A 25045-nucleotide genomic window follows, 5' to 3' on the forward strand; every position below is an offset into this window, starting at 1 on the left:
TCCTTCCTATTTCGAGCCCGTGAACGCGATCCCCGCGATGAGCTGCCGCTGCAGCACCACGAAGATCACGATGACCGGCAGGGTGGCCATCAGTGAGCCCGCCATGAGCACGGGGTACTCGGTGACGTGCTCGCCCTGCAACGCCGACAGCCCCGCGGACAGCGTCATCTTCTCAGGCTCGGTGTTGACGATGAGCGGCCACATCAGGTCCTTCCACGACCACAGCACGGTCAGCACGCCGAACGCGATCAGCCCCGGCCGGGCCAGCGGCAGCATCACGCTCCAGAAGATCCGCAGCGGGTTGGCCCCGTCCAGCCGGGCCGCCTCCTCGATCTCGTCCGGCAGGCCCAGGAAGAACTGGCGCAGCATGAACGTGCCGAACGCGCTGAACATGCCCGGCAGGAACAGCGCGGGCAGGGTGTTGAGCAGCCCGAGCCCCTGCACGATCTGGTACTGCGGGATGAGGAAGAGCTGGTCGGGCACCATGAGCACGGACAGCAGCACCACGAAGACCGCGTTGCGGCCGGGGAAGCGCAGCCGCGCGAAGGCGTAGGCGGCGAGGGAGCAGAACAGCAGCTGCGCCAGCGTCCGCACCACCGTCATGACCACCGTGTTGGCGAACTGCCGCACGAACGGCGTGCTGTTCCACACCTCGGCGAAGTTCGACCAGGCGAAGGACGGCACCCACACCGGCGGCACGCGGGTGGACTCGGTGAAGGTCTTGAGCGCGGTCAGCACCTCCCACACGAAGGGCAGCACCATCGCCGCCGCGCCGACCGCGAGCACGACGTGCACCGGCCACAGGCGTCCGCTACGCATAGTGCACCCACTTCCGCTGGAGCCGGAACTGCACGGCCGTGATGGCGAGGGTGACGGCCATGAGCACGACCGCGATGGCCGCGCCGTAGCCCTTGGCGCCCTCCTCGAAGGCCTTGGTGTAGAAGAGCAGCACGATCGTCTTGTTGTCGGCCCAGGCCGGGGAGCCCTTGCCGAACATCAGGTAGAGCAGGTCGAACATCTGCAGGCCGTACATGACCATGAGCACCGAGGTGAAGAAGATCGTGGGGGTGAGCAGCGGCAGCGTGATGGAGAAGAACTGCCGGACGCGGCCCGCGCCGTCGATGGAGGCGGCCTCGTACAAGTGGGCGGGGATGCCCTGCAGGCCGGCCAGGAAGATCACCGTGAAGTAGCCGACGTAGGTCCAGATGAAGACCACGATCACGGCGTAGAGCGCGGTGTGGGGGTCGGCGATCCACGAGCGGCCGCTGACACCGGCCAGGGAGAGCAGGTAGTTGATCAGACCGTACTCGCCGCTGTAGAGCCAGCGCCAGATCAGCGCGACGGCGGCGGGCATGGTGACCACGGGCAGGAAGTACAGCGTGCGGTAGACCGGGACGCCGCGCAGGCCCCGCGTGTTGAGCAGGGCCGCGACGAGCACGGCCAGCGGCACGACCAGCAGCCCGAGCACCATCACCTGGAAGGTGTTCCAGAGCGCCTGCCCGACCTCGGGGTCGCGCAGCAGCCGCGCGTAGTTGTCCAGCCCGGCCCACGTGCTGCCGCCGAACAACGTCCAGTCGGTGAAGCTGTAGTAGACCGACTGCGCCACCGGCCACAGGAAGAACACGCCGAGGCCGAGCACGAGCGGGGCGATCATCAGATAGCCCCACGCCCACTCCCGCCGGTTCATCCCTGGGCTTCCTTGGCGAGCGCGTCGTTCATGAACGCGGCCAGCTCCCTGGCCGTGGCGTCGAGGTCCTTGGCGCCGGAGAACGCCTGGCTGAGCAGCTCGCTCTCCTTGGCCGACCAGGCGGCGGTGTTCAGCGACCTCGGGTACGGGACCGCGTCCGGCACCTGGTCGACGAAGACCTTGAGGTCCAGCTTCGGCATGGACCGCACCCAGGTCTCCTCCAGCCCGGTGTAGGCGGGGATGACGGCGCCGCTCTCGGCCTGGATGCGGTTGGCGGCCTCGGAGCCGAGGAACTTGACGAACTCCCAGGCCTGGTCCGGGTGCTTGGACTTGGCGTAGACGACGTTGGCCAGGCCGTGGATGATCGTCGCCTTGCCCTTGGGGCCGGCGGGCAGCGGGGCGACGCCGGCGTTCAGCCCTTCGGTGCCGTTGTAGGCGATGGCGTCGTAGGAGCCGTCCCAGAACATGGCGAGCTTGCCGTTCTGGAAGAGCTGGATCGGGTCGGTGTCCTGGGTCTGCTTGATGGTGGGCGAGGACTTGTCGGCGGTGAGGATGTCCACCCACAGGCGGAGGCCGGCGATGGTGGCCGGGTCGTCGTAGCCGGACTTCCTGCCGTCGGGCGAGATCACGTACCCGCCGGCCTGGTAGATCGTGTTGTAGTAGAGCTCCTGCGGCCAGGCGGGGGCGCCGATGCCCCACACGCCCTTGGCCGGGTCGGTCAGCTTCTTCGCGGCGGCCCGCATGTCGTCCCAGGTCCAGGAGGCGTCGGGGTGCTTCACGCCGGCCCGGTCGAACAGGTCCTTGTTGTACCAGAGCCCGATCGTGTCGTAGTCCTTCGGGATGCCGTACTGCTTGCCGTTCAGCGTGTAGAGGTCGTTGAGCGACTTGGGGAACTTCGAGGTGTCGAACCGGTCGGCGGCGATCCGCTCGGACAGCGGCGCGAGGGCGCCCTGGGAGGCCCACAGGCCGACGCGGGGGCCGTTCATCCAGAAGACGTCGGGGGCGCTGCCGCCGGCCGCGGCGGTCTGGAGCTTCGGCCAGTACTCCTTGGAGCCGGGCGTGAGCTCCACCTTGACCTGGATGTCCGGGTGGGCCTTCGTGAACTCCTGGGCGATCTTCTCCATGGCGGGTTTCTGGTTCTTGTCCCAGATGCCGTAGCTGATGGTGACCTTGCCGCCGTCGGAGCCGGGTTCGTCCGCGGCCGAGCAGCTCGCCGCTCCGATGACGATCGCGCCGGCGCACAGCAGCGCCCACACCTTCCGGGTCATGTCGTTCAACCTCTCAGGGCAGTACCAAGTGACCTGGAGGCTAGCGCCTAATTATGCAAACAACTAGCTTTAATCCTGCAGATCTACGCACGGGAGGTGCTTTGTGGCCGTTCTGTGACCCAGGATTACGCAAGCGGGCTACGTAAAAAGGTGCTCGTCGGCGTGGTCCAAGGCCAGGCGGACCGCGCCGATCGTGATGCACTCACTGCCCAGCCCCGAGGACACCACCTCCGGCGGATACAGGCAGTACCGCTCGAAGACCTCCCTCGCCGGATCCACCAGCAGGTCGCCGGCCGCGGCCAGGCTGCCGCCGATGACGACCAGCTCGGGGTCCAGCGGATTGACCACCGTGACCAGGCCCGCCGCGAGGCCGCGCGCCAGCTCCCGCACCGCCCGCGCGGCCCGCTCGTCGCCCGCCCGGGCGCGGGCGATCGCGAAGTCGGCGCTCTGCCGCATCGAGCGCAGCTCCCCCGGCTCCGCCGCCATCGCGTAGTCGATGACGTGCCGGTACGCCGTCCAGTTGTCGTTGGGCTGCGCGCCGATCTCGCCGCCGGCCGCGTGCGCGCCCCGGTGCGGCCGGCCGCCGATCAGCAGGCCCATGCCGATGCGGTCGCCGGTGAACAGGTAGACCACGTCCGAGCGGCCCTGGGCGGCGCCGCGCCAGTGCTCGGCCAGCACCGCGAGCCGCATGTCGTTGTCCACCAGCACCGGGACGGGCAGCCGGCGGGCCAGCTCACCCCGCAGGTCGAGGCCCGTCCAGTCGCCGAGGACGACGCTCTTGACCACCCGGCCCGCCGCGTCCACGGTGCCGGTGGTGCCGACGCCGGCGGCGGCCAGGCCGCCGAGCGCCAGCCCCGCCTCGCCGGCGACCTCGGCGGCCAGGGCGGCGACGGCGTCCAGCCGCTCCGCCGCGGGCAGATCGCGGTGGTTCGGCGCGCGACCGGCGGCCACCACCGTGCCGGCCAGGTCGGCGACCATCGCCCGCAGGCTGGAGCCGCCGATGCTCAGCCCGAGCACGTGCCCGGCCGCCGCCCGGAACCGGAAGCGCCGGGCCGGCCGCCCCCGCTGCCGGTCGCCCGGCTCCTCGCACTCCTCCGCCCAGCCCTCGGCGACCAGGCCGTCCACGATCGTCTCGGCCGTCGGCCGCGAGACGCGGGCCGCCCGCGCCAGCTCCGCCAGCGTGGCGACGTCCACCTCGCGCAGCACGCGCAGGACCGCCGCCGAGTTGAGCCTGCGCAGGAGGGAGGCGTCACCGCTCTGCTGTCGCACCTGATTACCTCCGGGTCCACGTCATCTTCAAGCTCATTGCGTAATTCTGCCTGCTCACGGGACCGCGTGAAGCTGAGCTGTGGGGGCACTTAAGAACTCCTCGATGGACACCTCGCGAGCGGACCGGGCACAGTGCGTTAGGTTCGACCTGGGGGGAGTGAGGGCGATGAAAGCGCTGGTCAAGGAGAGGGCCGAGCCCGGCCTGTGGCTGGTGGACGTGCCCGAGCCCGAGCTCGGGCCCGGCGAGGTGAAGATCCGCGTGCTGCGCACCGGCATCTGCGGCACCGACCTCCACATCCGCAAGTACGACGACTGGGCGAGGCACACGCTGAAGCTGCCGCTCGTGGTCGGCCACGAGTTCTGCGGCCACGTGGTGGAGGTCGCGCCCGGCGTCGAGGACGTCGCCGTCGGCGACCTCGTCAGCGGCGAGGGCCACCTGGTCTGCGGCAAGTGCCGCAACTGCATGGCCGGCCGCCGCCACCTGTGCCGCAACACCGTCGGGCTCGGCGTCAACCGCGACGGCGCGTTCGCCGAGTACCTCACCCTGCCGGCCGCCAACGTGTGGGTGCACCGCGTCCCCGTCGACCCCGACGTGGCGGCCATCTTCGACCCGTTCGGCAACGCCGTCCACACCGCGCTGTCCTTCCCCCTGGTCGGCGAGGACGTGCTGATCACCGGCGCCGGGCCGATCGGCCTGATGGCGGCGGCCGTCGCCACGCACGTCGGCGCGCGCAACGTGATGATCACCGACGTCAGCGACGAGCGCCTCGACCTGGCCGGCAAGCTCGGCGTCTCCCTCGCGCTCAACGTCTCCCGCTCCTCGATCGAGGAGGGCATGCGCCGGCTCCACATGCGGGAGGGCTTCGACGTCGGGCTGGAGATGTCCGGCAACCCGGCCGCGGTGCGCGACATGATCGCGCACATGACGCACGGCGGCAGGATCGCCATGCTCGGGCTGCCCGCCGAGGAGTTCGCGATCGACTGGGCCACGGTCGTCACGTCCATGATCACCATCAAGGGGGTCTACGGCAGGGAGATGTTCGAGACCTGGTACAACATGTCCGTGCTGCTGGAGAAGGGCCTCGACCTCTCCCCCGTCATCACCGACCGCTACGACTACCGCGACTTCGACGCCGCCTTCGACACGGCGGCGAGCGGCCGTACGGGCAAGGTCATCCTGGATTGGAGCGGAGGAGCTCGGCCGGAGAGCGCGAGGAACGAGCCAACGGAGGCCGAAGCGGCCGCGACCATGGACAGGAGCGGAGGAGCTCGGCCGGAGAGCGCGAGGAACGAGCCAACGGAGGCCGAAGCGGCCGCGACCATGGACAGGAGCGCTTGATGTTCACCAACGTGCGGGAGCAGCTGCGGGCCACGCTCGACGAGATCGCCGAGGCCGGCCTGCTCAAGCCCGAGCGGGTGATCACCACCCCGCAGAGCGCCCAGGTCGGCGTGGCCGGCCGCGAGGTGCTGAACTTCTGCGCCAACAACTACCTGGGCCTCGCCGACCACCCCGAGGTCGTCGCGGCGGCCAAGGAGGCGCTCGACCGGTGGGGCTTCGGCATGGCGTCGGTGCGCTTCATCTGCGGCACGCAGGAGGTGCACAAGGAGCTGGAGTCGCGGCTGTCGGACTTCCTCGGCATGGAGGACACCGTCCTCTACAGCTCGTGCTTCGACGCCAACGGCGGCGTCTTCGAGACCCTGCTCGACGCGCAGGACGCGGTCATCTCCGACGCCCTCAACCACGCCAGCATCATCGACGGCATCCGCCTGTCCAAGGCCCAGCGCCACCGCTACGCCAACCGCGACATGGCCGAGCTGGAGGCCCGGCTGAAGGAGACGTCCGAGGCGCGCCGGCGGCTGATCGTCACCGACGGCGTCTTCTCCATGGACGGCTACCTCGCCCCGCTGCGCGAGATCTGCGACCTCGCCGACCGCTACGACGCGATGGTCATGGTGGACGACTCCCACGCCGTCGGCTTCGTCGGGCCCACCGGCCGCGGCACGCCCGAGCTGCACGGCGTCACCGACCGGGTCGACATCGTCACCGGCACCCTCGGCAAGGCGCTCGGCGGGGCCAGCGGCGGCTACGTCGCGGCCCGCGGCGAGATCTGTGAGCTGCTGCGGCAGCGCTCGCGCCCCTACCTGTTCTCCAACTCGCTGGCCCCCGTCATCGCCGCCGCCTCGCTGCGCATCCTCGACCTGCTGGAGACCTCGGACGAGGCCCGCGAGCGGCTGCGCGCCAACACCGCCCGCTTCCGCGGCGAGATGACCGAGGCCGGCTTCGACATCCTGCCCGGCGACCACCCGATCGTGCCGGTCATGATCGGCGACGCGGCGGCGGCCGGGGCCATGGCGGAGCGGCTGCTGGAGCTGGGGATCTACGTCGTCGGGTTCTCGTACCCGGTGGTGCCGCACGGGCAGGCGCGCATCCGCGTGCAGCTCTCGGCCGCGCACAGCGAGGAGGACGTGGACCGGGCGGTCGCCGCCTTCGTCCAGGCGCGCGGGTAAGTATGCTCGCCTCGTGATAGACACGCGGCGGCTGCGCACGCTCCGTGCGGTGGCCGACCACGGCACGGTCACCGCCGCGGCGGCGGCGCTGCACCTCACCCCGTCCGCGGTGTCGCAGCAGCTCGGCGCGCTGGAGCACGAGGTGGGGCACCGGCTGTTCACCCGCGACGGGCGCGGGGTGCACCTCACGGCCGTCGGCAAGATCATGCTCGGGCACGCCAACGAGGTGCTGGCCCAGCTCGAACGGGCGCGGGCGGACGTGGCGGCGTACACGGCGGGCGAGGCCGGCGAGGTGACCGTGGCCTGCTTCGCCACGGCCATCAGCGCCGTGCTGTCCCCTGCGATCAGCGCGCTGCGCGCGAGCGCGCCCGGCATCCAGGTGCGGGTGCTCGACGCCGAGGGCGACCACGGGCTCGCCATGCTGCTGGACGCGGAGGCGGACCTCGCCGTCGCGGTCGAGTACCGGGGCGCGCCGGACGCCGCCGACCGCCGCCTGTCGCGGCTGCCGCTGTACGCCGAGCCGTTCGACCTGGTGCTGCCGCGCGACCACCCGCTGGCGGGCTCGGCCACGCTCGGGTCGTTGTCCGGCGAGCGGTGGATCGGCCCCTACCCGGGCAACCCGGTGCACGACGTGATCACGTTCGCCTGCCAGCAGGCGGGTTTCACGCCCGACTTCGCGCACTGCTCCGACGACTTCCGCGCCGTGGTCGCGCTGGTCGGGGCCGGGGCCGGGGTGGCGCTGGTGCCCCGGCTGGCGCTGCGGGACATGGCGCCGGCCGGCGTGGTGGTGCGCCGCACCCCGGGGGCGGCCGAGCGCCGGGTCTTCGCCGCCGTGCGCCGGGGGGCCGACTCGCATCCCGTCGTGCGGCCGCTGCTGACGGCGTTGCGGGCGGTGGCGTCGTCGCTCGGCGGCGAGAGCACGCCTGAAACACCCTGACTTATCCGGACATCTCCTCATACGTGTTCGCCGATCCGAACGGGCCGCCTGAGCCCGAACGACGTTTCGAGGAGATGTACATGACGTACTATCCCGCGGTCGCCAGCTACGTGCGACGGCGCGCCGGGTCGCCGGACGACATCGCGGACGTCATCGCCGAGACCTTCACCACGGCCTGGCGCCGCCTCAGCGCGGTCCCCCAGGGCGAGGAGGCCCGGCTCTGGCTCTACGCCGTCGCCCGGCGCGTCCTCGCCAACCACTTCCGCGCCGAGGAGCGCCGCACCGCGCTCGCCGCCCGCCTGCGCGAGGAGGCCGCCACCTGGACCGCGCCGGCGACCCCCGGCGGCGCGGCCGGCGACACGACCCGTGACACCGCCCACCGTGACACCGCCCACCGGGCCTTCCTGCGGCTCTCCGAAGACGACCGGGAGCTGCTCTCGCTGGTCGCCTGGGAAGGGCTGAGCGGCCCGGAGATCGCGAAGGTGCTCGGCTGCTCGCGCGGCGCCGCCCGGCTGCGCCTGCACCGCGCCCGCAAGCGGCTGGCCAGGGAACTGGCCGGCCTCGACCCCGACCTCGACGGTTACGGCTCCCGCGCCGTCTCGCTCGCGAAAGGACAGTCATGACGCAGGACGTCGAGCGCGTCGTCGCCCGTCTCGCCGCCCCTCCGGTCACCGGTGTCAGCGCGGGCGCGCGCGAGCTGATGCACGAGATCATGGCGGGCCCCCCCGAGCCCGTCCGGCCGCGCCCGCGCCGGCGCCTGCCGCTGCGGCTGGCCGTCCCGGCCGGCGCGCTGCTGGCCGCCGGCGCCGTCGCGGCGACCTGGCTGCTGCCCGCCGCCCCCGCCGCCGCCCTCGACATCAAGGAGGAGAACGGCTACTACGTCATCCAGATCAAGGACCTCTACGCCAACCCCAAGCTGTACGAGCAGCAGCTCCGGGCCCTCGGGCTCAAGGTCACCCTGCGGGTCGTCCCCGCCACCGCCGCCTACGAGCGCCTGGTCTTCCCCACCTCTCCAGATCATGAGTACCTCGACGAGATCAAGGGCATCTACCCGCCGGGACCGTGCGGACGGCTGGACGGCTGCCCCGTCGGCGTCAAGATCCCCACGACCTTCGCCGGGGTCGCCGACATCGCGGTGAGCAGGAAGGCACGGCCGGGCGAGAAGTACCAGAACGTCACCGAGTTCAACGCCAAGGGCGAGCCGCTGCACTGCGTCCCCTACCTGGACAGGAGCGTCGCCGAGGTGCGGGCGCTGCTGGCCGGGCGCGGGGTGCGGGTCAGCGAGTACTCCGTGGCCGAGCTCGCCCGCAACGACGACGGCAGCGACCTGCGGGCCTCCGTGCCGGACGACTGGCACGTCCAGGGCGGGTTCCTCACCGAGCCGGGCGTGGCCACCCTGTCGGTGTCCGAGACGCCGATGGACCGCGCGGACCTCGACCGTTACGTGGCGAAGTACCGCAAAGCGTACGGCTGCTCGCCTGCCTGACCGCCGCGTCTCCTATTGTTGATCATCGCATCAGCGACAAAGGAGGCATTTCCGCGTGAGCAACGTCAAACGAGGCGTCACCCTCTCCCTCGCCCTGGCCGCCACCCTGGCGACCTCGGCCACCCTGAGCGGCCCGGCCATGGCCGCGTCCTCGCCGATCGAGGCCTGCGGCGGCGGCAGCTACCACGTCATCGACAGCCACGCCTTCGGCTCCAGCGCGGTGACGTACCTGCTCTACAACGGCTCCACCAACTGCGTGGTGACGTGGAAGACGGGCGCGGCGGGCAACACCACGTACGTGCGGGCGGTGCTCTGGGCGTACGGCTCGCCGGGCGTCGTGGACGCGGACAACTACCGCTACTACGCCGGCCCGGTCAAGGCGAAGGCGCCCGGCACGTGCGTCAAGTGGGGCGGCACCTACGGCAGCACGTGGTGGGAGAGCGACTGGGAGCACTGCGACTGACCGGCCGTCCTCACCCGTCGGCGCGGGCCAGGCTCAGCGCCTCGGTGAAGCGGCGGTGCCGGTCCAGCTCCTCCCGTACGGGCTCCAGGACGAGCTCGCCGCTCACCTCGGCGATGGCCGCCCGCAGCGCCTTCCCCGTACGGCGGGCGCGGCGCCGGCCGCCGAGCCAGGCCAGCAGCCGGGACAGCAGCGCGAGCAGCACCCCCGCCACGGCCCCGCCGACCAGCAGCACCGTGGGCCACGGCACCGGGCCCGCGGTGGGGAGCGGCGGCTGGGGCAGGCGCAGGTAGTCCATGCCGAACAACGCGCCCAGCCACAGGGCGCCCGCCAGCAGGGTCGCGAACGCCAGCCACTGCAGCGCGTTCACGGCGCCCCACCAGCGGGGGCGGCGGGTCGCGTCCAGGGAGGTGGTGGCGACCGCGCGGTCCACGGCGTCGGTCAGCTCGGCGGCGTGGGAGCGGGCCGCCTGCCGGACGGCCTGTCCCCACGGGGCGGGCAAGCCGTTCGCGGCGGACTCGCCGACGTCCCTGATCGCGGTCTCGACCTGCGCCTGCTGCACGGCGGACGCGGCCGGCACGGACGTCCGGCCGACGACCTCGCCGCGCCCGGCGGCCTCCAGCTCCGGACGCCCGCGCCGCCCGGCCGTCACGGCGGCGCCGAGGCGGAGGCGGCGCAGCGGGTCGGGGCGGAAGCGGCGCACCCAGCGGGTGACCGGCCAGCCGGTCGCCACGACCGCGCGGTGCCGGTGCCCCTTGGCGACGGCCTCCACGACCAGGGGCACGCCGGCCGCCCGCGCGAGCGCCGCCGTGAGCCCCTGCCCCACCCCCTTCGGCAGGGCCACGGGTCCGGCCTGGCCGTTCGAGGAGGACGCGACCGGTTCGGCACGGCCGATCGAGGAGGACGCGGCGGGTTCGGGACGGCCGTTCGAGGAGGACGCGGCGGGCTCGGGACGGCCGTTCGAGGAGGACGCGACGGGCTCGGCGCGGCCGTCCAGGCGGGTGGCGGCCGCGGTGACGTCGGCGGCCAGCCGGGCCGACCAGGACCTGCGGGCCGCGACCCGCTCGCCCAGCAGCCCCCGCAGCTCCGGCAGCCCCGCCCCGGTGCGGGCCGAGACCGGCAGGACCGGGACGCCGGCGAGCCCGTCCTGCTCCAGCAGCCGCCGCAGGTCGCGCACGCAGCGCTCGGCGGCCGCCGGCGGCAGGCGGTCGACCTGGTTGAGCACCACGAGCATCACGTCGCGGTGCCCGGCCAGCGGGCGCAGGTAGCGCTCGTGGAGCGCGGCGTCGGCGTACTTCTGCGGGTCCACCACCCACACCAGCAGGTCGACCAGCTCGACGAGCCGGTCGACCTCCAGGCGGTGGGAGAGCCGGATGGAGTCGTGGTCGGGCAGGTCCAGCAGGACGAGCCCGCCGAGCTCCTGGTCGGGGGCGGCCGAGTGGCGCTGCGGCACCTCCAGCCAGTCGAGCAGCGGTCCCGCGCCGTCGCCGTCCCACAGCGCGGCCTGCGCGGTCGAGGTGGTGGGCCTGGTGACGCCGACGGTCGCGAGGTCGTGCCCGGCCAGCGCGTTGTAGAGGGACGACTTGCCGCTGCCGGTGGCCCCGGCCAGGGCGGCGACGGTGTGGTCGAGGGACAGGCCGCTGCGCGCCCCGGCCCGCTCGGCCACCGCGCGCGCCTCGGCCACCGGCTCCTCCGGCAGGCGTCCCTCGCCCAGCGTGGCCGCCTCCAGCAGCGCGGTCACCCGGGTGTCGAGGGACGGGCCCTCCTTGCGGCGCAGCAGCTTCACCGGCCCTCCCCTTCGGGCCGCCGGGCGACCGGCAGCTCCATCGTGGTGGCGGCGGGCGGGTCAGGCGGGGCGGCGGCGGGCAGGTCGTGGCGGTGGGCGCGGATGCCGGCGAGGGCCGTGTTCAGCTGCTCGGCGGTGCCCTTCGGCGGCTCGGCGGACTCCAGCAACGCCGTGAAGCGGGCGGCCTCCTCGGCCAGCAGGGCGCGGACGCGTTCGCGCAGGTCCTCGCGGGCCGTGACGGTCAGCGTACGGACCGCCTGGTCGCCGAAGACGGCCTCCAGCAGCTTCTGCGACAGCACGCTCGTGCCGCCCGCGATGCCCACCTCGATGCCGGTCAGGCCGCCGGTGGAGGCGAAGACGGCCAGCATGAGCAGCAGCCCGGCCCCGTTCACCCCGAACGACGCCACCCGGGCGGCGGTGCGCCGCTCCGCGCCCTCGGCCCGCACCAGGTCCAGCACGAACTCCTGCCAGCCCCGCACCGCCGCCTCGGCCCGCTTGCCGAGGTCGGGCGAGGCCCGGCCGAGCCGCGCGGACTCGACGGCGCCGAGCCGGTCGAGCAGCCCGGCGCCGCCGGGGGCGGCGGACCAGCCCTCCAGCGCCCGCTCCGCGGACCCGTCGGCGGCGCCTCTGATCAGCGCCTCGACGCCGCTCTCCAGGGCCTCCTTGAGCTGCGTCTCCGGCACCCGCCCGGTGAAGAAGCCGACGATCCGGTCGCGCAGCCAGCCGACCCGGCTCTCCAGGGACCGCATGAGGTCGCCGGTGCCGATGAAGTCCTGCCAGCGGGCCAGCACCTCGCCGCGCAGCAGCGAGCCGTCGCGCATGCCCTCGTCGAAGTCGGCGAGGCCGCCCGCGTAGGCGCTCGTCACGATGGAGCGCAGCCCGTCGAAGCCCGCCTGCTGCCGGGCGACGGCGGCGGCCAGGGCGGGCACCCGGGTCTCCAGGCTGTCGAGCGCGCCGGAGAGCGTCTGGCGCACCACGCGGGCGCGTTCGGCGGCGTCCTCGGCGAGCCCGCCGAGCCAGGCCGCGATGGGCCGGACGGACTCCTCGGGCAGCCGCGCCTTCTCGCTGGGCAGGGCCGCCTCGGGGACGGTGAACAGCCGCGTGCCGTCGAGCCCGTTCTCCTCCAGCAGCCGGGCCAGGTCGCGGGCGACCGGCTCGACGGCCTCGGGCGGCACCCGGTCCAGGACGACGGCCAGCGCCGTGCTGCGCTCGCGGGCCGAGCGGAGGAAGCTCCACGGCACCTCGTCGGCGTACCGGGCGGCCGTGGTGACGAACAGCCACAGGTCGGCGGCGGCGAGCAGTTGCGCGGCCAGCTCGCGGTTGGCGGTGACGACGGAGTCGATGTCGGGCGCGTCCAGCAGCGCCAGCCCGGCCCCGACCGCCTCGCTCGGCACCACCCGCAGCGCGCCCGGCCCCTCCCCGGTGGCCCGCGACAGGCCGGGCAGCACGTTCTGCCCCATGAACCACGACCGGTCGGCCGGGTTGACGACCAGCGTGGGCGTCAGCGTGGTGGGCCGCAGCACGCCGGGCTCGGCCACGTCGGTGCCGACCAGCGAGTTGACCAGCGTGGACTTGCCCGCCCCGGTGGAGCCGCCGACGACGGCCAGCAGCGGCGCGTCCAGCGCCCTGAGGCGGGGCAGCAGGTAGTCGTCGAGCTGCCCGGTCAGCTCGCGCAGGGCGCGCCGATCCGCCGCCGCCTCGCCGATCGCCAGCGGGAACAGCTCCCGGTCCAGCGGCCGGCGCAACGCCTCCAACGCGCCCAGCAGGTCCATACGCCTCACGCTACCCACGAAGGGCCGGGTTCAGCGGCCGGGCGCTGGATCTCAGCCGGACGCGGGCGGCTCCCGCAGCACGTAGCCGACGCTCCTCAGGGTGTGGATGAGCCGGGGCTCCACGTCGTCGACCTTGCGCCGCAGGTAGGACACGTACGACTCGACCACCCCGGCGTCCCCGCCGAAGTCGTAGTTCCAGACGTGGTCGAGGATCTGCGCCTTCGACAGCACCCGCCCGGCGTTGACCATGAAGTAGTGCAGCAGCTTGTACTCGGTCGGCGACAGCCGGACCTGCCGGCCGGCCCGCCACACCTCGCGGGAGTCCTCGTCCAGCTCCAGGTCGGCGACCTTGAGGCGGCTGGCGGGCGCGCCCTCGGTGCGGGTGCGCCGCAGCACCGCGCGGATGCGGGCCTGGACCTCCTCCAGGCTGAACGGCTTGGTCACGTAGTCGTCGCCCACCCGCAGCCCCGCGATCTTGTCCTCGGTGGCGTCGCGGGCGGTGAGGAAGAGCACGGGGGCGTCGATGCGCCGCGCCACCTCCAGGCCGTCCAGGTCGGGCAGCATCACGTCGAGCACCACGAGGTCGGGCGAGGCGCGCTCGGCCACCTCGACGGCTTCCTGCCCGTCGGCGGCGGTCAGCACCTCGAACCCGGAGAAGCGCAGGCTGGCGGAGAGCAGATCTCTGATGCTGGGCTCGTCGTCCACCACCATGATCAGCGCCTCGGGTTTCGTCACCCACTTAGAGTGACAAAACGACCTTAGGGTTAGCTGAAGGGTCACTCCAAAGCGAGTGGGAGCTCGACGCGGAAGGTGGAGCCGTCGGCGACGCTGCTCCGCACCGTCACCTCGCCGCCGTGCGCGCGGACGAGCGCCTGGACGATGGCGAGCCCGAGGCCGCTGCCCCGGTCCTCGGCCGAGCGGCGGCGGGAGCGGGCGGAGTCGGCCCGGTAGAAGCGCTCGAAGACGTGCTCGACCTGCTCGGGGGTGAGGCCGGGCCCGTGGTCGGCGACCTCCAGGAAGACCCGGTCGAGGCCCGCCCCGACCCGGACGATGATCGGCGAGCCGGGCTCGGTGTGGACGATGGCGTTGGTGACCAGGTTGCTGACGACCTGGCGCAGGCGCACCTCGTCGCCGGAGACGATGAGGGCCGCGCCGCCGACCACGTCCAGCTTGATCGTGCGGTCGGGGGCGAGGATGCGGGCGTCCTGGACGGCGTCGGCGGCCAGGGCCAGCATGTCGACCGGGCGCATCTGGAGCGGGCGCTGCTGGTCCACGCGGGCCAGCAGGAGCAGGTCGTCCACCAGCAGGCTCATGCGTCCCGCCGCCTTCTCCACGCGCTGCATCAGCTCGGCGGGGTCGGCTCCGGGGTTCTGGCGGGCGTACTCGGCGAAGCCGCGGATCGAGGTGAGCGGGGTGCGCAGCTCGTGGGAGGCGTCGCCGACGAACTGGCGCATGCGGTCCTCGGAGCGGCGGGCCGCCGCCTCCGAGGCCGAGCGGGCGGCGAAGGCGGCCTCGATCTGGGCCAGCATGCCGTTCAGCGACCTGGCCAGGCGGCCCACCTCGGTGCGGGGGTCGGCCTCCGGCACCCGGCGGCCCAGCTCGCCGCCGGCGATGGCCTCGGCGGTGCGCTCGATCTGGCCGAGCGGCCGCATGCTGCGCCGGACGATGGTGACGCCCACGACGGCCAGGATGAGCAGGCTGCCGCCGCCGCCCAGCAGCTCGATGAGCACGAGCCGCTTGGTGATCGCGTCGACCTCCTCCAGGTCCACCGCGACCACCAGGCTGGTGCGCTGCACGCGGCTCTGCAGCACCCGCCACTCGCCGTCGCCGCTGGTCGCGCGGGTGGTGTAGGCGTCGGGGCCGGGCGTGGGCGACAGGACCGGCTGCGGCTTGAGGTCCACGTCGCGGTCGTCGAGCATGGGGACGAACTCGCCTCCCGGCTCCTTGACCAGCACGACCGCGTCGGACTCGATGAGGATCGGCCGCTCGGGCGTCTCGCGGTCCTTGCGCCAGTCGTTGACGACCTTCTTGTGCATGCGCTCGGTGAGCAGGTGGAGCTGGCCGTCCACCCGGTCGAGCAGGTAGCCGTGCAGCACCGACACGCTGACCAGGCCGATGAAGACCATGCCGAAGCCGAGCAGCGCCAGCATGGACGCCATCAGCTTGATCCTCAGCGGCAGCCGGCGCATCAGGGGCCCGGCGGCAGGCGCAACACGTACCCGACACCGCGCAGGGTGTGGATGAGGCGGGGGCTGCGGTTGTCGATCTTGCGCCGCAGGACGGACACGTACGACTCGACGATGCCCACCTCGCCCCGGAAGTCGTAGTCCCACACGTGGTCGAGGATCTGCGGCTTGGACAGGACGCGGCCGGCGTTCGTCATGAAGTAGCGCAGGAGCTTGAACTCGGTGGGCGACAGCGCGACGGCCGTGCCGCCGCGCCACACCTCGTGGCTCTCCTCGTCCAGCTCGATGTCGGCGAACGTCAGCCGGGGCGGCGCGGCCGGCTGGTCGCCGCTGGTGCGGCGGAGCACCGCGTGGATGCGCGCGACCACCTCCTCCAGGCTGAACGGCTTGGTCACGTAGTCGTCGCCGCCGATCGTGAGGCCGCGGATCTTGTCCTCGGTCTCGTCGCGGGCGGTCAGGAACACCACCGGCGTGTGCAACCCGCCGCCGCGCAGCCGCCTGACGATCTCGAAACCGTCCAGGTCGGGCAGCATGACGTCGAGCACGACGAGGTCAGGGCGGTGTCGCTGCACGGCGGCGACGGCGTCGAGGCCGTTCTTCGCCGTGGTCACGTCGAAACCCGCGAACCTGAGGCTCGCGGCGAGGAGTTCGAGGATGTTGGGGTCGTCCTCGACTATCAGCAGGCGTGATTCCATCACTGACAAGGATGCCTTCATCGGACGAGTGCTGGGACAATTCCGGCAATATGCCTGGCGATTGCCAGGCTGGACGTGGCGGCCGGCGACGGGGCGTTGCGCACCAGGACCACCTTGCCGTGGACGTCCACGACGAAGTCGTCCACCAGCCGCCCGTCCCTGGCCACGGCCTGCGCGCGGACGCCGCCGGGCGCGCGGACGAGGTCGGCGGCGGCCAGCTCGGGCACGTAGCGGCGGGCGGCCCGGACGAACTCGCCTTTGACGAGGCTGCTGTGGATCTCCTTGAGGCCGGTGCGCCAGTGGTGGCGGGCCAGGCGGAGGGTGCCCGGCCAACCAAGAATTTGCCGAACATTTCCTATTTTCTGCCACAGTCTCCGGTCGCGGTAGCCCTCGTACACGAGCGCCGGCACGGCGTTCGGCCCCACCAGCACCTCCCCCGCGATCGTCCGGGTGAGGTGCACGCCCAGGAACGGGTACCGCGGATCGGGCACCGGATAGATCAGCCCGCGCACGAGCTCCCTGGCCCCGCCGCGCAACGCGTAGTAGTCGCCGCGGAACGGGACGATCCGCACCTCGCCCGGCCGGCCGGTCATGGCCGCCAGCGCGTCCGTGCCGAGGCCGCCGCAGACCACCAGGCGGTCGAAGGTGAAGATCCGGCGCGCGGCCAGCACCTGCACCCGCCCCGCGCGCTCGCGCACCGCGCGTACCGGATGCCCGGGACGGACCGACCCGCCCAGCTCGGCCACGTCGGCGGCGAGGCGGCGGGCGACGGCGGGGAAGTCGCAGATCGCGGTGTGCGGCGAGTGCACCGCGCCCACGCCGACCGCGTGCGGCTCGATCTCGCGCAGCCCCAGCGCGTCCAGCTCGGCGATGCCGGGGACGCCGTTCGCGCGGGCCCGCTCGGCCAGCGCCGCCAGCCGCGCCCGCTCGCCGTGCGTGCTCGCCACGACGAGCTTGCCCACCTCCTCGTACGGCAGGCCGTGGCCCGCGCAGTACTCCTTGAGCAGCGCCACGCCCTCGCGGCACAGCCTGGCCTTGAGCGAGCCGGGCGGGTAGTAGATGCCCGCGTGGACGACGCCGCTGTTGTGCCCGGTCTGGTGGGCGGCGACGCCGTCCTCCTTCTCCAGCACCGTCACCTCGGCGCCCCGGGTAGCGGCCAGCTCCCGCGCCACGGCGAGCCCGACGATCCCGGCGCCCACGATCCCGATCTTCTCCGTCACACCCCGATTTTCCGGCTTACCGCCCGTCCCCGCCATATCCGGGCCGATCGCCGCCGGATCCGGCCGCGCGGATCCGGCCGCGCGAATCCGGCCGGGCCGGATCCGGTCGGGCCGGTCAGCCCAGCCCGCGCCGGAGCGCCGCCTGGAGCGAGGCCCGGGACGCCGCGTCCGGCTCCGCGACGTCGGTGGCCCAGGCCACGTACCCGTCGGGCCGCACCAGCAGCGCCGTGCACGGCACTGTGCACGGCGCCGCGGAGCCGGGCAGCCCGGCGGCCGCGGGGTGCCCCCAGTCGCCGCCGGTGAAGTCGATCAGGTGCGGGCGGCCGTCCCTGGCCAGCTCGGCGAGCCGGCGCCCGTCCTTGAGCTCCAGGTCGGGCGCCCACCGGCCGGCCAGCGGATGGCCGTCGCCCACCTCGTAGCGGACGTCGGCCCCCGACATCAGCTCGGCGATGCGGCGGACGTTGCGCGGGTCGGCGAGCAGTTCGGTGAACAGCGCGCGCAGGCCGGTGACCTCGCTGCCGGGAGCGATCAGCGCGGACTGGGCGCGCGAGGACATCACCACCCGCTCGGCGACCGGGCGCCGTTCGGACTCGTAGGTGTCGAGGAGACCGGCGGGAGCCGTGCCGCGCGCCTCGGCCGCGAGTTTCCAGCCGAGGTTGACCGCGTCCTGGAGGCCCAGGTTGAGCCCGGGCCCGCCGATCGCCGAGTGCACGTGAGCGGCGTCGCCGACCAGCAGCACCCGGCCGTCGCGGAACCGCTCGGCCAGGCGGGTGTTGCCGCCGTTGAGCTTGCGCAGCAGGTGCGGCCCCTCGCCGCCGGGCGGGCCCAGCGCGATGGGCACGCCGAGCACGCGACGGGCGCTGGCCTCCAGCTCCGCGAGCGTGAGCGGGCCCTCGGCGTCCTGCTGGTTCCACTCCATCGTGGAGATCAGCGGCGCGGGGGCGCCCGGCAGGGGCGCGTACACGAACAGCCCGCGCTCGGTGCGGTGGTGCAGGAACGGCGGGATCGGGCCGTACCCGGGAAGGTCGAGGCCGCCGGTGGCCGGATCGACGAGCCCGGCCGGCACGGCGGCGTGCGCGGTGCGCGCGATCGTCGTGTCCGTCGTCACGCCGGGGAAGGCGATCCCGGCCAGCTTGCGCACGACGCTGTGGCCGCCGTCGGCGCCCACCAGGTAGCGGGTCCTGATCGTGTACGGCCCGGCCGGCCCGCCGACCTGGAGGGACACGCCGTCGGCGTCCTGGGTGAAGCCGGTGAGCTCGTGCCCCCGCCGGATCTCCACGCCGAGCTCGGCCGCCCGCTCCTCCAGCATCTGCTCGATCCTGCGCTGCGGGACCTGGAGCAGGTAGAGGGGGTTGTCGTCCAGCACGCTCAGGTCGATGGGCAGCGCGCCGAAGACGAAGCCCGGGGCGGGCCGCGGCGGGTCTGGACGCCGGTCAGCCGCTCGTACAGCCCGCGCCGGTCCAGCATCCGCACCACCTGGCCGACCAGGCCGTTGGCGCGGTTCTCCTGGGTGCGCTCCGGCAGGCGCTCCAGGACCAGGGGGCGGATCCCGGCCAGGCTGAGTTCAGAGGCCAGCATCAGGCCGTTGGGCCCGGCTCCGGCGATGACGATGTCGGTGGTCATGGTGGGTCCTTCCGGGCATGGCGGATCGACCGGCGGCAGGCCGGCTTCAGGGGGAAAGGGGGGCGGCGGGGTCAGGGAGTGGGCAGGCCCGCGGCCGTCTGGCCGAGGGCGTCACGCAGCAGCTCCTCGAACGACGCCGTCGCCTCGCCGTGGAGCCACAGGTGGATGGCCGAGAGCACGGCCGTGCCGACCGCCCCCGCGACCAGGTGGGGGTAGAGGTCCTTGCTCGCGTCGGTGCCGGTGCGCTCGGCGACCGCCGCGGCCAGCGCCTCCTGCGCGGCCAGGTGCGCCTTGAGGAACTCGCCCCGGTGCTCCGGGTGCTGGTTCATCAGCCTGACGCCGGCGATCCAGCGCTCGTCGACCGGCCGCCCGGTCTCCTGCATGCCGAGCGCGAACCGGGCGAACACCGCGTTGGTGACGGCCTCCCACAGCGGTTCGCCGGCCGGCCTGGACCTCAGCTCGTCGGCGATCTGCACCGCCCGGTCGAAGTGCCGGGCCGCGATCGCCTCGCCCTTGCTGGAGAAGTAGTTGTTGAACGTGCGGTGCGAGACGCCCGCTTCGGCGGCGATGTCCTCCACCTTGACGTTGTCGAAACCGCGCTCGACGGTCAGCTTGATCGCCGCCCAGCTCAATGCGATCCGGGTCTCTTCCTTCTTGCGCTCCCGCAGCCCCATGAGAACACCCTACACAAACTTGCGAGCCTCGCAAAGATGCGAGACACGCAAGTTTGCGCGACTCGCATCAACGGAAGTTGCGCATCGTCGCGGTGAACATGTCGCCGCGCAACGCCTGCTCGACGACGGCGATCGAGCGGGACAGGCGGACCAGCCGCGGCCCCTCCTGCCGGTAGACGTCGAGCACCGCCTCGACGGCGTGCGGCGGCAGGTGGCTCTTGAGCTCGACCGCCGCGCCGCGGTAGCCCGCCCTGGCGGCCTCGACCGCGGCGTTCACGTGGTGGGCCGCCATCCTGGCCAGCGCCACCGGATGACGTCTCAGCACCTCGTACGCCCGGTAGTCGGGAGGCACGGCGTCGAGCAGCCAGGCCACGGCCGAGGTCTCCCAGTCGGGGACGCTGGGCGGGCGGACCTCGGCGGGCCACTCCGGCGGCAGATACATACCGCCATCGTACTCACGTTCGATTCGCCGCCATGAGACCGCCGCCCGCTACGCCTCGGACCAGACGCCCAGCTCGTTGCCGCTCGGGTCGGTGAAGTGGAAGCGCCGCCCGCCGGGGAACGCGTACGGCCCGTTCACCACGGCCCCGCCCGCCTTCGTCACCGCCTCCGCCGACGCGTCGAGGTCGGCGGAGTAGAGCAGCACCAGCGGCCCGCCCGGCCGCGCCTGCTCGTCGAGCCGGAGCCCGCCCACCTCGGGCGCCCCCTCACCCTCCGGGCTCCGGATGCCCGCGTAGGCCGGCCCGTAGTCGTTGAAGCGCCACCCGAACGCCTCGCCGTAGAAGCGCTTGGCCCGGTCGAGGTCGGTGGCGGGGATCTCGACGTAGTCGAGGGCGTGGTGCCGGTGCGATCCGTCGTTCGTCATGCGGCTCATTCTGCGACCCGGCACCGACACTTCCGCCGGGCGCCGGCCGCGTGACCGCGCCGACCACCGTGAACGCCTGGCGCAGCCCGCCGGCGGGTCAGGCCGTGCGGCGGGCGATGAAGGTGATCACGCCGATGGCGGTCAGCGCCGCCGCGAGCCAGATCAGCACGTCCTTGAGCGACAGCCCGCCGCCCGCCGGCGCCGCGGACGACGGCGACGCCTGCGCCTCCGTATCGCGCTCGGCGCTGGCCGGGCTGGGGGCCGGGCTGGGAGCCGGGGTGGCGGACCGGACGGCCGAGGCGGCGCGGGCGGGCAGCGGCACCCGGTAGACCGGGCTCCTCGCCCCCTCGCTGCCGGTGAGCAGGGCCTTGCCGTCGGCCGTGTACGTGATCGACTCCGCCTGCCGCAGCTCCGGCATCGTCACCCTGGCGATGGTCTCGCCGGACGGCTTGTAGAGGGTGGCGGAGAAGTAGGTGCGCACGACGTAGGAGGAGCCGTCCGGCGCGTACGCCGCGTCCGTGGCCATGACGGGGGCCGAGGCGACCTTGCGCAGCACGTTCGTGCGGTCGGCGCGCAGCTTCTTCGGCGCGGCGTAGACCGACCCGGCGAACTCCTTCGACACCACGTACAGCCGTCCGGTGCCGGGGTCGACCATGATGCCCTCGGCGTTGCGCGCCCCGTCGGCGTAGCGGAGGCGGTAGCGGACGGCGGGCAGCGTGGCGTCGCCGAGCGTCCGCGGCTCCATGACCTTGTAGACGGAGACGTCGGGCCAGGCGCCGTCGAGGTTGTCGCCGATGTCGGCGAACCAGAGCACGCCGCGCCCGGTGCGCGGGTCCTTGGTCGCGGCCATCGCCTCCCAGTCACGGGCCTGCGCCCCGCGCACCTGGTACGTCGCCCGCGTGCGCCCCTCGCCGTCCACGGCGTAGAACGTGGGGGCGGCGGCGCTGTCGTTGTGGGTGTAGTAGATGCCAGGATGTGTCGGGGACACGGCGAGCCCGCTCGACTCGGTGATGCGGGTGTCGGTGAAGGCGAAGAGCTTCTCCGTCTTCTCGTCGTCGCCGGGCGCCGCCGCGTGGGCGGGCACGGCGGCGAGACAGCACGTCGCCGCCGCGGCGGCCAGCAATCGGATCACGGCATCCCCCACGCCGCCCATCATGCCCCACCGGCGCGGCGGGAAGCGTCTGGCCTGGAGTGCGCTCCAGGTCTTTAGGGTTGGAGGCATGGACTATGTCAACCTCGGACGCAGCGGCCTCGCAGTCAGCCCCCTCTGTCTCGGCACCATGAACTTCGGCCCGCAGACCTCGGAGGAGGACTCCTTCGCGATCATGGACCGGGCCCTGGAGCTGGGCATCAACTTCTTCGACACCGCCAACGTCTACGGCTGGAAGCTGGGCGAGGGCATCACCGAGCAGATCATCGGCCGGTGGTTCGCCCAGGGCGGCGGGCGGCGCGAGAAGACCGTCATCGCGACCAAGCTCAACGGCAGGATGAGCGACTGGCCGAACGACCAGAAGCTCTCCGCGCTCAACATCCGCCGGGCCTGCGACGCCTCGCTCAAGCGCCTGCAGACCGACTACATCGACATCTACCAGGCGCACCACGTCGACCGGAACACGCCGTTCGAGGAGTTCTGGGAGGCGATGGAGGTCCTGCGCCAGCAGGGCAAGATCATCTACGTCGGCTCCTCCAACTTCGCCGCCTGGCACATCGCCAAGGCCCAGGAGAGCGCCGCCCGGCGCAACTTCCTCGGCCTGGTCAGCGAGCAGTCCCACTACAACCTGCTCACCCGCACGGTCGAGCTGGAGGTGCTGCCCGCCTGCGAGGACTACGGGCTCGGCGTGATCCCGTGGAGCCCGCTGGCCGGCGGCCTGCTCGGCGGCGTGCTCCGCAAGATCGACAAGGGCCGCTCGGCGAGCGACCACATGCTCAAGGAGCTGGAGAGGCACCGCGACAAGATCGAGGCGTACGAGAAGCTCTGCGACGAGCTGGGCGAGGACCCGGCGCACGTGGGCCTGGCCTGGCTGCTCAAGCAGCGGGCGGTCACCGCGCCGATCATCGGCCCGCGCACGCTGGAGCAGCTCGAAGGCAGCATGCGCACGCTGGAGATCGAGCTGGACGACGCCGTCCTGGCCCGCATCGACGAGATCTTCCCCGGTCACCGCACCGCCCCGGAGGACTACGCCTGGTAGGGCTCAGGTCAGCAGCGCGCCGAGCACCACGATCAGCAGGAGCAGGCCGAGCACCAGGGGCAGCAGCCAGGGGCGAGGACGATCCACGTCCTGGAGCCTAACCCCGCCCGGCCGGTGCGAGCGCCCATTCGGCGAGTGACTCGTACCTCACCTGCGGCCCGGTGCGGCTGCGCACGAGCCGGACGCGCTCCGCCCGCCAGGGCGAGCCGCTGAACCCGGACAGCGACTCCACCAGCGGGCGGAGGTCCGTCTCGACCTTGGCGCGGGCCAGCGTGAGGTGCGGGCGCAGGGGCTTGCCGTCGGTCTGCGCGGCTCCGGCACGGCGGGCGCCGGCGCGCACCGAGTCGGCGAGCCTGGTCATGGGGTCGCCGGTGACGCCGACCCAGAGGACGCGGGCCCGGCGCGGCGAGGAGAAGGCGCCGAACCCGGCGAAGGCGAGGTCGAGGGCCTGGTGCCGGTGCACGGCGCGGGCCAGGCGGGTCTCCAGCTCCGGCAGCGTCCGCTCGGCCACCTCGCCGAAGAAGCCCAGCGTGATGTGCCAGGTGTCGCGGGCCGGCCAGCGCAGCCCCGGCACCTGCCCGACGTGCGGGGCGATCGCGAGTTCGAGCTCGTCCAGCACCTCGTCGGGCGGCACCAGGGCCGCGAACAGTCTCATGCCAACAGATTGTGCCCCGGGCTAGGCCATGGCGAGCGTCGGCCGCGCGACCCGGCGGCTGATCAGCCGCGTCACGACGACCGCCAGCCCCGTGCCGACCAGCACCAGCGCCCCGGACAGGATCACGCCCGTGCGCGGCCCGCCCAGCTCGGACAGCCAGCCCACGAGCGGCGCCCCCAGCGGCGCCCCGCCGGTGAAGACCAGCATGTAGATGCCCATGACCCGGCCGCGCATGTCGGGCGAGGTGGCGAGCTGCACGCTGGCGTTCGCGGCCGTGTTGATGGTGATCAGCGCGATCCCGGTGGGCACCAGCAGCAGCAGGTACACCGGGTAGAACGGCGCCAGCCCGCTCGCGATCTGGAACAGCCCGAACCCGATCGCCCCGGCGAACAGCACCTTCTTGGTCAGCCGCGCCCGCCGCGCCGCGAGCAGCGCGCCGCCGAGCGCGCCGACGGCGAACATGCTGGAGGCCAGCCCGAACGAGGACGCCCCCGCCTTGAACACCTCGCGCGCCATGAGCGCGATCGACATCGAGAACGACTGCGAGAACATCGACACGAACCCGATGAGCAGCACCGGCAGCAGCAGCTCCTCGCGCCGCACCACGTACCGCAGGCCCTCCCTGAGCTGCCCCTTGGCGCGCGGCACCGGCGCGGCGGTGTTGAGCTCGGAGGCGCGCATGAACACCAGCGACGAGATGACCGCGCCGAACGTCAGCGCGTTGATCAGGAACAGCGGGCCGGTGCCGCCCAGCACGTAGATCAGCACGCCGGCCAGCGCCGGGCCGACCACGCGGGCCAGGTTGAAGATGGAGCTGTTGAGCGCGATCGCGTTGGGCAGGTCGCGGCGGCCGACCATCTCGACCACGAACGCCTGCCGGGTCGGCACCTCCACGCAGGAGATCATGCCGAGCAGGAACGCCATCACGTACACGTGCCACACCTGGGCGGAGCCGGTCATCGTGAGCAGGCCGATGGTGAGGGCCAGCAGGGCCATGAGGCTCTGCGCGGCGACGAGGATGGGCCGCTTGGGGTAGCGGTCGGCGATCACGCCGCCGAACATGCCGAACAGCAGCATCGGCAGGAACTGCAGCGCGGTCGCCGTGCCGAGCGCCGCCGCGCTGCCGTGGGTCAGGTCGAGCACCAGCCAGTCCTGGGCGGTGCGCTGCAGCCAGGTGCCGACGTTGGAGACGGTGCCCCCGGCCGCGAACATGCGGTAGTTGCGAATCCTGAGCGACCGGAACATCCCGGTCCTGGGTTGCTCAGGCTCTATATCTTGCTGAGCTTCTCCAGGATCGGGGCGGCCTGCCTGAGTATCGACCGCTCCTCCGGCGAGAGCTCCTTCAACCGCTGCGTCAGCCACGCCTCCTTGCGGCGGCGCTCCTCCTTCAGCAGCTTCTCGGCGGCCTCGGTCACGGTCACGGTCACCTGGCGCCGGTCGGTCGGGTGCGGGGTGCGGGCGACCAGGCCGCGTTCCTCTAGCGCGGCGATCACGCGCGTCATCGAGGGCGGCTGCACCTTCTCCAGCTCGGCCAATTCGCCGGGGGTTATTCCGGAATGCCGATCCACCGCGGCGAGCGTCGCGAACTGGGTGGGCGTCAGCGAGTGCGCCGCCGCCTGTCGTCGTAGGCGTCGGTTCAGCCTTGCCAAGGAGACGCGCAGGGCTGAAGCCAGACCCGCGTCGCTGCGCAGGTCCATCTTGGGCTGGGTGTTTGTTAGCACGAGTCATTACCTTTGCTAACTATACGGCAGAGCAAGATATTTCC

At 72.8% G+C, this 25045-nt stretch carries 26 protein-coding genes; 7 read left to right on the top strand and 19 right to left on the bottom strand.

The annotated features are described in order from the left end of the window. Nucleotides 1-6: 6 nt before the first annotated feature. The 4 genes from MF672_RS06960 to MF672_RS06975 form a co-directional block, all read right to left on the bottom strand. The gene (locus tag MF672_RS06960) at nt 7-819 is read right to left on the bottom strand and encodes a carbohydrate ABC transporter permease (protein ID WP_242377809.1); all 813 of its coding nucleotides are present in this window, start codon (nt 817-819) and stop codon (nt 7-9) included. Beyond that, nucleotides 812-1687: a carbohydrate ABC transporter permease gene (locus tag MF672_RS06965; RefSeq protein WP_242377807.1), complete on the bottom strand. Its 876-nt coding sequence runs from the start codon at nt 1685-1687 to the stop codon at nt 812-814. The genes MF672_RS06960 and MF672_RS06965 overlap by 8 nt, the downstream gene beginning before the upstream one ends. Further along, nucleotides 1684-2955 carry an ABC transporter substrate-binding protein gene (locus tag MF672_RS06970; protein WP_242377806.1) on the bottom strand — a complete coding sequence of 424 codons (1272 nt, stop codon included), beginning with the start codon at nt 2953-2955 and terminating at the stop codon, nt 1684-1686. Before MF672_RS06970 ends, MF672_RS06965 begins: the two co-directional genes overlap by 4 nt. 138 nt (nt 2956-3093) lie before the next feature. Then, the gene (locus MF672_RS06975) at nt 3094-4224 is read right to left on the bottom strand and encodes an ROK family transcriptional regulator (RefSeq protein ID WP_242377805.1); all 1131 of its coding nucleotides are present in this window, start codon (nt 4222-4224) and stop codon (nt 3094-3096) included. A 166-nt stretch (nt 4225-4390) separates the two neighbouring features. Between MF672_RS06975 and tdh the strand changes: the two genes are divergently transcribed. The 6 genes from tdh (at nt 4391) to MF672_RS07005 (ending at nt 9618) form a co-directional block, all read left to right on the top strand. After that, nucleotides 4391-5563 carry an L-threonine 3-dehydrogenase gene (tdh, locus tag MF672_RS06980; RefSeq protein ID WP_242377804.1) on the top strand — a complete coding sequence of 391 codons (1173 nt, stop codon included), beginning with the start codon at nt 4391-4393 and terminating at the stop codon, nt 5561-5563. Further along, complete coding sequence (locus tag MF672_RS06985) at nt 5563-6732, top strand: glycine C-acetyltransferase (RefSeq protein ID WP_242377803.1); 1170 nt, start codon at nt 5563-5565, stop codon at nt 6730-6732. Before tdh ends, MF672_RS06985 begins: the two co-directional genes overlap by 1 nt. 13 nt (nt 6733-6745) lie before the next feature. Further along, nucleotides 6746-7669 carry a LysR family transcriptional regulator gene (locus MF672_RS06990; protein WP_242377802.1) on the top strand — a complete coding sequence of 308 codons (924 nt, stop codon included), beginning with the start codon at nt 6746-6748 and terminating at the stop codon, nt 7667-7669. Between the two features lie 80 nt (nt 7670-7749). Then, nucleotides 7750-8292 (top strand): RNA polymerase sigma factor, encoded by a 543-nt coding sequence (locus MF672_RS06995; protein WP_242377801.1) that lies wholly within the window; start codon nt 7750-7752, stop codon nt 8290-8292. Further along, entirely contained in the window at nt 8289-9155 is an 867-nt protein-coding gene (locus MF672_RS07000; protein WP_242377800.1) for a hypothetical protein, read from the top strand. The genes MF672_RS06995 and MF672_RS07000 overlap by 4 nt, the downstream gene beginning before the upstream one ends. Nucleotides 9156-9210: 55 nt before the next feature. Then, nucleotides 9211-9618: a hypothetical protein gene (locus MF672_RS07005; RefSeq protein WP_242377798.1), complete on the top strand. Its 408-nt coding sequence runs from the start codon at nt 9211-9213 to the stop codon at nt 9616-9618. 10 nt (nt 9619-9628) lie between these two features. On the opposite strand, the gene MF672_RS07010 is transcribed toward MF672_RS07005, so the two are convergent. From MF672_RS07010 to MF672_RS07060, 12 genes are all read right to left on the bottom strand, one after another. Then, nucleotides 9629-11401 carry a YfjP family GTPase gene (locus tag MF672_RS07010; protein WP_242377796.1) on the bottom strand — a complete coding sequence of 591 codons (1773 nt, stop codon included), beginning with the start codon at nt 11399-11401 and terminating at the stop codon, nt 9629-9631. Next, entirely contained in the window at nt 11398-13173 is a 1776-nt protein-coding gene (locus MF672_RS07015; protein ID WP_242377793.1) for an ABC transporter, read from the bottom strand. Before MF672_RS07015 ends, MF672_RS07010 begins: the two co-directional genes overlap by 4 nt. Nucleotides 13174-13224: 51 nt before the next feature. Then, entirely contained in the window at nt 13225-13884 is a 660-nt protein-coding gene (locus tag MF672_RS07020; protein ID WP_242377841.1) for a response regulator transcription factor, read from the bottom strand. A 65-nt stretch (nt 13885-13949) separates the two neighbouring features. Beyond that, on the bottom strand, nt 13950-15332 hold the full coding sequence (locus MF672_RS07025) for a sensor histidine kinase (RefSeq protein ID WP_242377791.1): 1383 nt from the start codon (nt 15330-15332) through the stop codon (nt 13950-13952). A gap of 29 nt (nt 15333-15361) precedes the next feature. After that, a complete protein-coding gene (locus MF672_RS07030) occupies nt 15362-16054 on the bottom strand; it encodes a response regulator transcription factor (protein WP_242377789.1) in 693 nt (230 codons plus the stop codon). A 17-nt stretch (nt 16055-16071) separates the two neighbouring features. Next, nucleotides 16072-17274, bottom strand: coding sequence for an L-2-hydroxyglutarate dehydrogenase (lhgD, locus tag MF672_RS07035; RefSeq protein WP_242377788.1), 1203 nt, complete (start codon nt 17272-17274; stop codon nt 16072-16074). A gap of 115 nt (nt 17275-17389) precedes the next feature. Next, the gene (locus MF672_RS51270; protein WP_302893171.1) at nt 17390-18640 is read right to left on the bottom strand and encodes an FAD-dependent monooxygenase; all 1251 of its coding nucleotides are present in this window, start codon (nt 18638-18640) and stop codon (nt 17390-17392) included. Between the two features lie 2 nt (nt 18641-18642). Next, the gene (locus tag MF672_RS51125; protein ID WP_254723819.1) at nt 18643-18897 is read right to left on the bottom strand and encodes an FAD-dependent monooxygenase; all 255 of its coding nucleotides are present in this window, start codon (nt 18895-18897) and stop codon (nt 18643-18645) included. A 71-nt stretch (nt 18898-18968) separates the two neighbouring features. Beyond that, nucleotides 18969-19571, bottom strand: coding sequence for an acyl-CoA-like ligand-binding transcription factor (locus tag MF672_RS07045; RefSeq protein ID WP_242377787.1), 603 nt, complete (start codon nt 19569-19571; stop codon nt 18969-18971). 67 nt (nt 19572-19638) lie between these two features. Beyond that, nucleotides 19639-20013, bottom strand: coding sequence for a hypothetical protein (locus MF672_RS07050; protein WP_242377786.1), 375 nt, complete (start codon nt 20011-20013; stop codon nt 19639-19641). 48 nt (nt 20014-20061) lie between these two features. Next, entirely contained in the window at nt 20062-20436 is a 375-nt protein-coding gene (locus tag MF672_RS07055; protein ID WP_242377785.1) for a VOC family protein, read from the bottom strand. A gap of 97 nt (nt 20437-20533) precedes the next feature. Then, nucleotides 20534-21568, bottom strand: coding sequence for a hypothetical protein (locus MF672_RS07060; RefSeq protein WP_242377784.1), 1035 nt, complete (start codon nt 21566-21568; stop codon nt 20534-20536). Between the two features lie 88 nt (nt 21569-21656). On the opposite strand from MF672_RS07060, the gene MF672_RS07065 reads away from it, so the two are divergent. Further along, nucleotides 21657-22625 (top strand): aldo/keto reductase, encoded by a 969-nt coding sequence (locus MF672_RS07065; RefSeq protein WP_242377783.1) that lies wholly within the window; start codon nt 21657-21659, stop codon nt 22623-22625. A 97-nt stretch (nt 22626-22722) separates the two neighbouring features. On the opposite strand, the gene thpR is transcribed toward MF672_RS07065, so the two are convergent. The 3 genes from thpR to MF672_RS07080 are packed head-to-tail and all read right to left on the bottom strand — an operon-like array spanning nt 22723 to nt 24977. Further along, a complete protein-coding gene (gene thpR / locus MF672_RS07070) occupies nt 22723-23280 on the bottom strand; it encodes an RNA 2',3'-cyclic phosphodiesterase (RefSeq protein WP_242377782.1) in 558 nt (185 codons plus the stop codon). 21 nt (nt 23281-23301) lie between these two features. Further along, the gene (locus MF672_RS07075) at nt 23302-24525 is read right to left on the bottom strand and encodes an MFS transporter (RefSeq protein ID WP_242377781.1); all 1224 of its coding nucleotides are present in this window, start codon (nt 24523-24525) and stop codon (nt 23302-23304) included. 23 nt (nt 24526-24548) lie between these two features. Then, nucleotides 24549-24977, bottom strand: coding sequence for a MarR family winged helix-turn-helix transcriptional regulator (locus MF672_RS07080; RefSeq protein WP_242377779.1), 429 nt, complete (start codon nt 24975-24977; stop codon nt 24549-24551). Nucleotides 24978-25045: the final 68 nt, after the last annotated feature.

Source organism: Actinomadura luzonensis (assembly GCF_022664455.2).
In the GTDB taxonomy this organism is placed as follows: domain Bacteria; phylum Actinomycetota; class Actinomycetes; order Streptosporangiales; family Streptosporangiaceae; genus Nonomuraea; species Nonomuraea luzonensis.